This window comes from Intestinibacter sp., from assembly GCF_022780145.1.
Taxonomy (GTDB): Bacteria; Bacillota; Clostridia; order Peptostreptococcales; family Peptostreptococcaceae; genus Intestinibacter.
In genome coordinates, this window is sequence record NZ_JALEXO010000246.1 from 1 (window position 1) to 12,313 (window position 12,313).

At 30.7% G+C, this 12,313-nt stretch carries 10 protein-coding genes and 1 pseudogene; all 11 read left to right on the forward strand.

Annotated features, from left to right (window positions below; genetic code table 11):
* Positions 1-78 precede the first annotated feature (78 nt).
* Entirely contained in the window at positions 79-657 is a 579-nt protein-coding gene (locus MR593_RS09315) for a TerD family protein (RefSeq protein ID WP_290692171.1), read from the forward strand.
* 23 nt (positions 658-680) lie between these two features.
* Positions 681-1,259 carry a TerD family protein gene (locus tag MR593_RS09320; protein ID WP_290692173.1) on the forward strand — a complete coding sequence of 193 codons (579 nt, stop codon included), beginning with the start codon at positions 681-683 and terminating at the stop codon, positions 1,257-1,259.
* A 24-nt stretch (positions 1,260-1,283) separates the two neighbouring features.
* Positions 1,284-1,898, forward strand: coding sequence for a TerD family protein (locus MR593_RS09325; protein ID WP_290692175.1), 615 nt, complete (start codon positions 1,284-1,286; stop codon positions 1,896-1,898).
* A 3-nt stretch (positions 1,899-1,901) separates the two neighbouring features.
* Positions 1,902-4,673 carry a calcium-translocating P-type ATPase, PMCA-type gene (locus MR593_RS09330; RefSeq protein WP_290692177.1) on the forward strand — a complete coding sequence of 924 codons (2,772 nt, stop codon included), beginning with the start codon at positions 1,902-1,904 and terminating at the stop codon, positions 4,671-4,673.
* Positions 4,674-4,750: 77 nt separating this feature from the next.
* On the forward strand, positions 4,751-6,346 hold the full coding sequence (locus tag MR593_RS09335) for a YceG family protein (RefSeq protein ID WP_290692179.1): 1,596 nt from the start codon (positions 4,751-4,753) through the stop codon (positions 6,344-6,346).
* A gap of 2 nt (positions 6,347-6,348) precedes the next feature.
* Entirely contained in the window at positions 6,349-7,497 is a 1,149-nt protein-coding gene (locus tag MR593_RS09340) for a toxic anion resistance protein (protein ID WP_290692181.1), read from the forward strand.
* 124 nt (positions 7,498-7,621) lie between these two features.
* Positions 7,622-8,704 carry an HpcH/HpaI aldolase/citrate lyase family protein gene (locus MR593_RS09345; RefSeq protein WP_290692183.1) on the forward strand — a complete coding sequence of 361 codons (1,083 nt, stop codon included), beginning with the start codon at positions 7,622-7,624 and terminating at the stop codon, positions 8,702-8,704.
* A complete protein-coding gene (locus tag MR593_RS09350) occupies positions 8,679-9,911 on the forward strand; it encodes a phosphoribosyltransferase family protein (RefSeq protein WP_290692185.1) in 1,233 nt (410 codons plus the stop codon). The genes MR593_RS09345 and MR593_RS09350 overlap by 26 nt, the downstream gene beginning before the upstream one ends.
* 11 nt (positions 9,912-9,922) lie before the next feature.
* The gene (locus MR593_RS09355; RefSeq protein ID WP_290692187.1) at positions 9,923-11,011 is read left to right on the forward strand and encodes a cysteine protease StiP family protein; all 1,089 of its coding nucleotides are present in this window, start codon (positions 9,923-9,925) and stop codon (positions 11,009-11,011) included.
* A gap of 1 nt (position 11,012) precedes the next feature.
* Positions 11,013-11,795: an HAD-IIB family hydrolase gene (locus MR593_RS09360; RefSeq protein ID WP_290692189.1), complete on the forward strand. Its 783-nt coding sequence runs from the start codon at positions 11,013-11,015 to the stop codon at positions 11,793-11,795.
* Between the two features lie 157 nt (positions 11,796-11,952).
* A pseudogene (locus MR593_RS09365) lies at positions 11,953-12,313 on the forward strand (KamA family radical SAM protein); the annotation flags it as partial.

The window sequence follows — 12,313 nt, forward strand, 5'->3', positions numbered from 1 at the left end:
AATATACATTATAAAAAATGTTATAATGATATTAAATAAGATAAAAACTTTAATCAAATTTTAAAAGGAGAGATAAAAATGGCAATTACATTATCAAAAGGTCAAAAGGTTAGTTTAACTAAAGGAAATCCAGGACTTAAACATCTAGTTGTTGGACTAGGATGGGATACTAATAAATACGATGGAGGATTTGATTTTGACTTAGATTCAGCTGCTTTTTTATTAGGAGAAAGTGGAAAAGTAAATAGCGATGCAGATTTTGTTTTCTACAATAACTTAAAGCACTCATCAGGAGCTGTTGAGCATCTAGGAGATAATTTAACTGGAGCAGGTGATGGAGACGATGAACAAATAAAGGTTGATTTAAGCTTAGTGCCAGCTAATGTAAGTAAAATTGCTTTTACTGTAACTATACATGAAGCTCTAGAAAGAAGACAAAATTTTGGACAAGTAAGTAATTCATTTGTAAGAGTTGTAAATGAAGACACTAAAGAAGAACTTTTAAACTACGAATTAGGTGAAGATTTCTCTATAGAAACAGCTATAGTTGTTTGTGAAATATACAGACATAATGGAGAATGGAAATTCAATGCTTTGGGTTCAGGGTTTGAAGGAGGGCTTGAAGCTCTTTGTAAAAACTTTGGAATAAACGTATAAGACTAAGTGAGGGGGAAAGTAAAATGGCAATCACATTAAAAAAAGGACAAAAAATCGATTTAACTAAAGGAAATCCAGGTCTTAAACATATTAAGTTAGGATTAGGTTGGGATACTAATGTATTCGATGGAGGAGAAGATTTCGACCTAGATGTAAGTTTATTTATGGTTTCTAAAAGTGGAAAAGTAGAACACGATGAGGATTTTATATTCTACAACAATTTAAAGCATCCATCTGAAGCTGTTGAACATTTAGGCGATAATAGAACTGGTGATGGCGATGGTGACGATGAAGAAATACTAGTAGATTTTTCTAAAATGCCAGACTATGTAGAAAAAATAGCTGTAACAGTTACTATATATGAAGCTAAAGAAAGAAGACAAAACTTTGGACAAGTAAACAATTCATATGTAAGACTTCTAAATTCAGATAATGATGAAGAATTACTTAGATACGACTTGGGTGAAGATTTCTCTATAGAAACTGCAGTAGTTGTATGTGAAATATACAAACACAACGGTGAATGGAAATTCTCTGCAGTAGGTTCAGGATTTGAAGGAGGACTTGAAGCTCTTTGTAGAAACTACGGTTTAAACGTATAATATGAACTAATTGGAGGAAGAGATATGTCAATAAATCTTAAAAAAGGACAAAAAATCGATTTAAGAAAATCTAATCCAGGATTAAGCGCAGTCAGAGTAGGATTAGGATGGGACCCTGTAGAACAAGGTGGAGGAGGATTTTTAAAATCCCTATTTGGCTCAGGAAAGGCTGATATAGATTGTGATGCGTCTGTATTTTTATTAAATGGAGATAGCAAGCCAGTAGATTTAATTTATTTTGGAAATTTAAGAACTAGAAACGATTCTATAATACATACAGGAGATAATTTAACTGGAGAAGGAGAAGGCGATGATGAAGTTATCTTAGTAGACCTAGATAGAATAGATCCTAATATAGATAAATTATTATTTGTTGTAAATATTTACGACTGTGTCAGAAGAGGCCAAGATTTTGGTATGATCCAAAATGCATACATAAGAATTATGGATGCCAAAAATAATTCTGAAATAGCTAGATACAACTTATCAGACGATTATAGAGGAAAAACAGGTCTATTAGTTGGTCTTATATACAGATACAATGGAACTTGGAAATTCAATGCAATAGGTGAAGGAACAAGAGACACAGGCTTAAACGACATGAAGAAAAATCTTGAAAGAAAAGCATATGGAGTGTAAAAAATGAAATTTTATGGTGAGACGAAAGAGAGCGTACTAAAGGAGCTCGATGTAGATAAAAGTAAAGGTCTTTCTAATGATGAAGTAAAAGAAAGAAGAGAAAAATACGGCTTAAATGAGTTTACGCCTAGAGAAGAAGGTAGCTTTTGGGATGATTTAAAAGATGCCCTATCAGAGCCTATGATAGTGATATTAATCGTAGCAGCTATAATAAGTGCTGTTATAGGAGAATTCCACGATGCAATAGGTATAGTATGTGCTATAGCAATAGGTATAGCGATAGGGATGATCACAGAAGGTCGTTCTAAAAAGGCTGCAGAAGCTCTATCAAAATTGACAGAAAATATAGAGGTAAAGGTGCTTAGAAATTCAAAGGTGGAGCAAGTATCAAAATCAGAATTAGTTCCTGGGGATATAGTTTTTATAGAAACAGGAGATATGATTCCAGCAGATGGTAGACTTATAAAGAGCATAAACCTAAAGGTCAGAGAAGATATGCTTACAGGTGAATCTGATGACGTATCTAAAAAATGCGACGCTATTATCGGCATGGAAAAGGTCGAAACTAAAGACGGCATAAAAGAGCTTGAACCGATACCAGCAAAACAAATAAATATGGTATTTGGAGGAACTCTAGTTGCATATGGTACAGGTATGATGGTTGTAACTTCTATAGGAGACAATACTCAAATGGGAGATATAGCTAAAAACCTATCAGAAGAAGACGAGGAAACTCCACTTCAAATAAAGCTTGGACATTTAGGTGGATTAATAGCTAAGGTTTCAAGTGCTATAGCAGGACTTTTATTTATATTCATGGTAGTAAGAATGGTCATGAATGGATTAAAAATAGATACTTCAGGAGTATTTGCATTTTTAGATTCTATAGACGAAGTAAAAACTGCATTTACTGTTTGTGTAGCTTTAATAGTTGCGGCAGTTCCAGAAGGTCTTCCAACTATGATAAACATGACTCTTGCCATAACTATGCAAAAGATGGCTAAGATAAATGCCTTAGTTACTAAGAAGGAAGCCTGCGAAACTATAGGTTCTGTTTCAGTTATATGTTCAGATAAAACTGGTACATTAACTCAAAATAGAATGACTGTAGAAGTGGCTTATATAGACGGTAGATACGTAGAAGATGAAAATATAAATTCAAATAGTTATTTCTTAGAAAACTGCACAGTAAACTCTACAGCAGATATAGAAGTACACGATGGCGAAACTAAATATCTAGGTAGTGCTACAGAATGTGCTCTACTTCTTAGAAATAAAGACGCTGATTATAGAAAAATGAGAAACGATGCAATTATAATTGCACAAAATCAATTCTCTTCTAACTTAAAGAGAATGTCTACTATAATCGCAAAAAATCACAAATACGTATTGCTTACAAAAGGTGCTCCAGAGGTAATTCTTGAGCTTTGTAAGTTTATAGAAGAGCCAAATGGAGTAAAAGAGCTTACACCAGATAGAAAACAAAATATATTATCTGAAATAGCTAAATTACAAGAAAAATCTATGAGAGCATTGGGATTTGCATATAAAGAAATGCCTATATACGAAGAATCAAGTGAAGCTGCAATAGCGCTTGAAGATGAAGATATAAGTATAGAAAAATGTGAAGAAAGCTTAGTATTTGGCGGATTTGTAGGTATTAGAGATCCACTTAGACCAGATGTAGCAGAGGCTGTTAAAACTGCAAATCACGCAGGTGTAGCTGTAAAAATGCTTACAGGAGATAATATAAACACAGCTAGAGCGATAGGAGAAGATCTAGGTCTTCTTAAAAACAATATGAGAGCTGTAGAAGCTTCATATATAGATACTTTAACTGATGAAGAATTAAAAGAAGAAATCAAGACAATAGCAATAGTTGCTAGAAGTAAGCCAGACAGCAAGATGAGAATAGTTCAAGCTCTACAAGCAAATGACGAAGTAGTAGCTGTAACAGGAGACGGTATAAACGACGCACCAGCTCTATCTAAGGCAGATGTAGGTATAGCAATGGGTATATCAGGAACAGAAGTCTCTAAAAACGCAGCAGACATCATACTTACTGACGACTCATTCTCAACTATAGTAAGTGGTATCAAATGGGGTAGAGGAATCTACGACAACTTCCAAAGATTCGTCCAATTCCAGTTGACAGTTAATATAATCGCGTTCTTAGTTGCGATTATCTCACAAGTATTAGGTCAAGAAATGCCGTTTACAACTATACAATTACTATGGGTTAATATAATAATGGACGGACCACCAGCACTTGCTCTAGGTCTTGAACCAGTTAGAAACCACGTATTAGACAGAAAGCCTGTCAATAGAAATGCAAGTATAATCACGAAATCTATGATTTTCACAATTATAGGTAATGCTTTTTATATAACATTGATACTTATGTTACAATCTTCATTTAACATATTAAATGTTACACCGGAGCAAAATGAAACAGTAATGTTCTGTATATTTGCATTTAGTGCATTATTCAATGCATTTAACTGTAGAGAGTTTAACTTCGACAGTATAATTCCAAATTTAACTAAAAATAAACTTGCCATAGAAATTATACTAGTTACAGGAATAGCACAAGTAATATTTACACAAGTATTTAGAGACTTCTTCAATGCAGTTCCTCTTAGTATAACAGTATGGTTAAAAGTATTAGCTCTATCATTTACTGTTATAGTAGTAGATGAAGTAGTTAAATTTATAGGCAGATTATTTAAAAAGGAAGACAAAAAAGATAGCAATATGCCAAAAGTAGAGGCATAACAATGTTTTAGCTGCTTTACTTTTATTTAAAAATAAAGCAGCTAAAATAATAAATGGCAAATTAAAAGGAGGATAACATGGAGTTAGGTAGCAAATCAAATATATTTAGTAAAATATTCTCCAGCCAATCAGATAGAGGCAACTACACCTCATCTAAAGGATATGAAAATTATTTTTTAGCGTATATAGGTGTTGGTGATGCAGAGGTTTACGATTTAGAAATTTATGAATTAAATAGAGAAATAAAAAGAAGAAAAAATATTGCTCTATTTACTAACAACATATTAAATCCAGATGATTTTGATATAATATCTTATCTTAAAGCTAAGACTTCTAAATACAATGGAAGTGTTTTTGATTTAGATATAGATTTAGTAGGATATGAAGAGATAAACAACAGGATAAAAAGAGCTTTTGATATTTTCTTAAAAGAAGAAGGAGATAAATTCAACAACGACAGGGTTAAATTTAATTTTATAATAAAGGTCATGAGTTGGATAAGAATCTATATAAATCCTTTAGTTATAGATTACAATGATGCTCCAAAGGTTGTAGTTTATGGAAATATTAAAAAACACGAGCTATATTTTTTATTGATTTTATATATCGCTGGATTTGATATTTTGTATATAAATCCAAATGGATTAGGTGAGCTTCAAAATATAGATACAAATAAATACAATATAGAAATTGAAAATAATCCAATTGAAAACGATATAATTTCATTTGAAGAAAGAGTAAAAAAAGGAGAAATATTAGATAAATCTTCTATAAAAAAAGCATATACTGTAGGAGCACAGGCTTCAAAACAAATAAGCGATGAACTTTTAAACGATGCTGGATTTATAAAGCCATGGCAGCTTCAAAATAGAAATATAAAGACACTGCTTTTGAGTTCTACAGTAGATGAAGTCGATATATATTGGAAAGAGCCGATGAAACTTAGACCTGGATTTAAATTCGATGAAGAAATTGTGACTTTGCCGGTATTTTTTACAAAAATAGATGGAGTATACAGAGATTTAGATGAATATTATTCATTAGTAGATAAATTACAGATAAAGGATTTTTCTTATTTTCTACAGTTTGACAACAATATAAGACCTCTAGCTAAACCGTTTGTTAGAGAGGGATACAACTTATCTTTCTTCGTCGAAAATAATGGAAGGCTTAATAAAAAAGCAATTATAAAAGAGGGAAATTTTTCTATTTCAAATTTAAGCTTGAGATGGCAGGAAAATATATTAAATAAAATAGAAGAAACTATTTTAAGTGATATGTTCATAGAAGGGCTCAACAAGGATGATATAGTTAAAGGTCTTTACACTGTTTTAAATATGAATGAAAAATTCGTGTATTTAATAAACAGCTTTGACTATGCAAATATAAATCCTAAATTGATAATATATATTGAACAGATGAGGATGTTTACAAAGGAAATAGTATTTTTATTATTGACTCTAAGTAAAATCGGTTTTGATATAGTCATCTTTACTCCAGGAGGAGTAAACTGCATTGAAAATATTATAAACAGTCAAATAGTGGATATTCATAGACTAGATGTAATAAATTATAATTTAAAATACAAATCATCAAGACAAAATAGCTATAATAATAGTAATAGAAATCCGAGTTCATGGATTGAAAAATTATTCGGGAAATGGAGTGATTAGTAATGGGTATAGATATCAGTAAATTTTCAAACAATAACGATGAGGTTGTAGAAGTAGTAGAGAATCAACAGCCAGCTGTGCCAGAGGTAGCTCAAGATAACTTTGATATAGTTGAATATACAAACAACAAGAAGATGGAGCTTAGAAAATCTAAAGAAGTAGAAAACTTGACATCTTTAATAGAAGTAGACAATCCAAATACAATTCTTCAATTTGGTAAAGAAGCTTCTGAGGGGATAGCTAGAGTTTCAGACAGCTTGCTTTCAACTATAAAGATGAACCAAAATGAAAAAAATTCAGAGATGCTAGTTAGACTTACTAAAATAATGGATAAGTTCGATCTAGATGATTTTGCAAAAACTAAGGAACCTAATTTCTTCCAAAAGATGTTTAAAAAGGCAAACAGTGCTATAGAAGTTATGTTCCAAAAATACGAAACTCTAGGCGGAGAAGTTGAAAAAATTCAAATCGAGCTTCAAAATTACGAAAGAGAAATAGCTGACTCTAATAAACAATTAGGAGCTATGCTAAATGAAAACTTCAACTACTACAACGAGCTTCAAAAATACATTGTAGCAGGTGAAATGGGAGTAGAAGAATTAGACAACGAATTGCTTCCACAATTTAAAGCAAAGGCAGATATGGGAGATCAAATGGACATAGCTAATTACCAAGAACTATTAAATATAAAGGATATGTTAGTTCAAAGAATTTACGACTTGAGAATAGCTGAAAATATTTCTCTTCAAACAATACCTATGCTTAGAACTATGCAACACAACAACTACGGATTAATAAGAAAAATAAACAGCGCCTTTGTAGTAACTCTACCAGTATTTAAACAATGCTTATCTCAAGCAATACTTATCAAAAAACAAGAGCTTCAAACTAAGTCTTTAAAAGCACTTGACGATAAGACTAATGAATTACTACTTAAAAACGCACAAAATGTATCTAACGCAAGTACTCAAATTGCGAAGATGGCGACTTCAAGCTCTGTTCAAATAGAAACTCTAGAAAAAATGCACAACACTATTAAAAACGGTATAGAAGAAACTATGAGAATAGAACAGGCTAATAGAGATGCAATAGCTCAAAATACAAAACGATTAGAAGAATTAAATACTAATATAATAACTAACAGAAAATAATTTGTATTAAAACTACGATTTAAGATAATGAAATAAACTATTAAAAAGCAATCAAGCCGCAAAATAATATGTTTTGCGGCTTTAGTTTTAAGATATATTTTAAAATAATTGTAGGAGGACGAAATTGAAGTATTTTAATTATATAGACGATGAAAAATTAGACGAAATTTTTTATAAAAAACCACAGCCGTTCGATAAAAATACTGAAAAAGATATTTTGAAGTATTCTTTGGGGGCTTTTCTATATGTCCCAGCCAACAAGTACAGCCAAATATATAAAAGCGTTGTAGATCAAGATAAACACCCTAAGCCGCTCGCTATATGCTTAGAGGATGCTATAGGTGAGTTTGGAGAAAAGGAAGCTATAGAAAGCTTAGAATTAGTCTTAAATGATTTATCAGAAGATGTATTTAATAAGCTAGAAAATCTACCGCTGATTTTTATAAGGGTCAAAGATCAAGAGCAATTAAAGAGGATAAAAGATATATTGATAAAAAATAGGGATTTTATAACTGGAATAATAATTCCAAAGGCGACAGGAGTTTTATTAAAGGCGTTTATCGGTATATTAGACAATTTAGGGCTTCAAGATATGTACGTCATACCTATAATAGAATCTAAGGATTTTATATATAAGGAGATAAAGGAAGCTTATTTTAGAGAGATGTTTTGCAGCATTTTAAATCATAAAGAAAGAGTTCTCGGAATAAGAATAGGACTTACTGATGTTCTAGGAATGTACGGAGTTAGAAGAGATAAAAATTTCTGTATATACGACAACTTAATAGCGACTTCATTTATTGAAGATGTGATAAATTACTTAAATAGGGAGGAACTAGATATACCTATAAGTGCCGGAGTTTCAGAGCTATTCAATATGGAGGATGAGGTAATTAGAAAAACATATATAAAAGAAATAATGCTAGATAAATATCACGGTTTTGTGGGAAAGACAGTAATTCATCCAAAGCAAATCGAAATCGTTCAGGCACTTTCTGCTGTAACTTACGAGGATTATATGGATGCAAAGGACATAATAGATAATTACCACTCTGAGATAGGAGTCAAAAAGAGCTCTTCAGGAGATAAAATGAATGAGTACAAGCCACATTATAAATGGGCTAAAAAAATAATGAGATTATCTTATATATACGGAGTTTTGAGAGAGGGGGTAGATTACAATGCACTTATTAGAGCTTCAATGTAAGGAAGGTTTAGATTTTAAATACGACATAAATATAAAAGAGAATATATTAGATTTAAATATAGATGACTATCTAGATTTGGCTATTAGAAATAATAAAAAGAGAAGATTTTTATTTGTATCTAAGTGCCTTGGAAAGCACCTTCCATGTAAGCCTATGGATATGGATAAGCTGGGATATGATATAGTTAGAGTATACGAGAAAAAGCAGAATTACTTAAAATCTGGAGTTGTAATATCATTTGCAGAGACGGGCACGGCTCTAGGTCACAGTGTATTTAACTATATAAATGCAGATTATGAATTCGTACATACGACTAGAGAGATAGTGGAAAATAAAAAGTCACTAGACTTTCTAGAGGAGCACTCACATGCGACAAATCACAATTTATACTACGAAGACCTGGAGAAATTTGAAAGCGGGGAGGAAGTAGTGCTGGTAGATGATGAGATAACTACAGGAAACACTTGTATAAATTTAATAAAAAAAATAAACAGCCTCTACCCCAAAAAAAGATATACAATCTGTTCTATATTAAATTGGATGGATAATGAGGCTTTCATTAGATTTAAGGATTTAGAAGATGAGATAAATACAAAAATAAATTTTGTATATCTATTTGCTGGAAATTTTAAATTTAAATGCGACGAGGATAAGGTCGAAAAATTGATTACAGAAAGCGAAAGAGAATATAAGGTATTTACAAAAAATAAAGATTTAAAAGTATCGTACACTTATCTAGATATGAAAAAATACGATAAAAACGAGGAATATATAAAATACACAGGTAGATTTGGAATAAATAAAAAAGATCAAGAAGCTCTACTAAAAGAGGTAAAAAGAGAGAGCGAAAAATTAGACGTTAAAGATAGGGAGAAGACTTTATTTCTAGGAAGTGAAGAGTTTATGTATATTCCTATGCTGTTTGCAAAGCAGTTCGAAGGAAAAAATATATACTACCATTCAACTACTAGAAGTCCCATTGTAGATTTAGATATAGATGATTATCCTATAAAGAGCAAATTCCCACATAGTAGCTTATACAATAGAGGGATTGCAAACTACGTGTACAACGTAGATAAATACGATTATGAAAAGTGCTTTTTCTTCTGTGAGTTAAATAGAGAAAAAAGCGACTTCGATGAAATAATAAATATAATTTCAAATACAGGTATAAAAGAATTAAATATAGTAATATGCAATAAATAAGGAGAAGGTGTATGAAAGAATTTTCGACATATAAAAAAGATGATGTAGTCTTTTTATTAAAGGACATATCGGATTTAATAAAAGAAGAGGACAATTTGACTAGGGAGAAAAAAATTCAAAGTGGGACTCACTATTCAGAGATGATACCTATAGAATATCAAGTTAGTGATGTTTATTTGAATTTATATAGAGAAAAATTAGAGGAAACTAAAGAAAAGCTAGCATTTGCAGTTGGAGTTATGAGCGAAAAGATTTTAAAGAAAAATCCAAAAGACGTCGTTTTAGTTTCACTTGCCAGAGCTGGTACACCTATAGGTATATTAGCTAAAAGATATATAAAGAAGAGATATAACTTAAATTTACCGCACTATACTATGTCTATAATAAGGGACAAGGGTATAGATGTAAATGCAATCAAATACATAATAGAAAACCATAAAAATTCAAAAATACAATTTATAGATGGATGGACAGGCAAGGGAACTATAGCTAATGAACTTAAAAAAGCATGTGTAGAGCTTGAAAAAATATTTAAAAGACCTTTTGATTCGTCCTTGGCGGTGCTTGCAGATCCATGTGGGTATTCTAATCTATACGGTGTAAGAGAGGATTTTTTAATTCCAAGCGCTTGTTTAAATTCTACAGTAAGTGGACTTGTAAGTAGAACTGTGCTTAGAAATGACTTAATCGGAAAGGACGATTTTCACGGGGCAAAATACTATAAAGAGTTAAAGGACGTCGACGAATCTAATAATTACATAGATACTATTAGCGCGTGTTTTGAAGGTCAGTACGAAAATATAGATATGGCTATGGATGGCTGGACTGAAGATATAATCACAAAAATTGGCGATGAAGATGTCAAAATGATAAAACAAAAATACGATATAGACGATATAAACTTCATAAAACCGGGAGTCGGAGAGACTACTAGAGTTCTTTTGAGAAGAATTCCATATAAAATACTTGTAGACGATTTAAACGACGAAAAGCTGAGACATATATTGATTTTAGCCGAGGAAAAAAACGTGGAGGTAGAAGAGGTCGATTTAAAAGCATATAGCTGCTGTGGAATAATCAAGAGAGTGAGGGATGTATAGTATGGTAGTATTTTCTGATTTAGACAGGAGTATAATTTACTCTAAGAAATTTATACAGGAAGAATCAAATACACTTGATATAGAGATCTATAAAGGTGAAAATATCTCTTATATATCGAGAAAAACTATTGAAAATATAAAAAAGATAAAGAAAAATAGCGATTTTATACCTACAACAACTAGAACAATCGAGCAGTTTAAGAGAATAAATTTTAAAAAATACGGTCTTGATTTTAAACACGCTATTACTTCAAATGGAGGAAATATTTTAATAAATGGAGAAGTAGATATAGAATATAAATATTTTATAGAAGAAAAATTAAAATTGAGTTCATATATTTCCGATATAATAAAATTGTTCAAAGAATATAAAAATATAGATGGAATTAAAAAATTTAGAGTAGCAGAGAATTTATTTTTTTATATTGTTGTGAATGAAGAGAGATTTGATTTAAATAATTTAAACTCCTTCACAGAAAAAATACGTGATTTAAATTGGGATGTCTACATGAGTGGAAGGAAAATATATTTTTTACCTAGGGAGATAAAAAAGTCTACTGCTGTAAAGTATATTTGTGATAAATATGGATATAAAAATACTTTTGCAATAGGTGATTCTACGATGGACAGTGATATGTTAAATTTTTGTGATTATTCTTATATATTGAGACATGGAGATTTTGTAAATTATATAAAAAAAGGTGACAAATTTATAATAAGTGATAAAAAAGGATTTGAAGGAAGTGAAGAGATTTTAGATAAAATCATATTATGTCAAAATTAAATTTTTAAAATATAATGTAAAATATTGTAATAAAATAGAGTATAATAAAAATAGAAATTGTTGGTAGTTTTTGATATAATATAATTGTAGAAAAATATTAATTTAAAGATTATTAAATTAATTTAGATTAAAAAAATTAAATAAAGGGGTGATATTTATGAGTTGTCCAGTAATATTAGAGAAAAATATAAATAAATTAAATGATTTATTTATGCTCTTAGATTTAAGCCCAAGTGAAATAGATAATATAAAGGAGATATCAGAAAAGTTTCCGATATCGATACCTCCGTATTATTTATCACTGATAAATAAAGATGATAAAGACGATCCAATAAAAAAAATGTGTATACCATCTGAATTTGAGAAGGATTTAAGAGGAAATTTCGATACTAGTGGAGAAGGACAAAATACTGTAATTACAGGTATGCAGCATAAATATAAAGAGACCGCTATGATTTTATCTACAAATCAATGTGCCATGTACTGCAGACATTGTTTTAGAAAGAGACTTGTTGGAT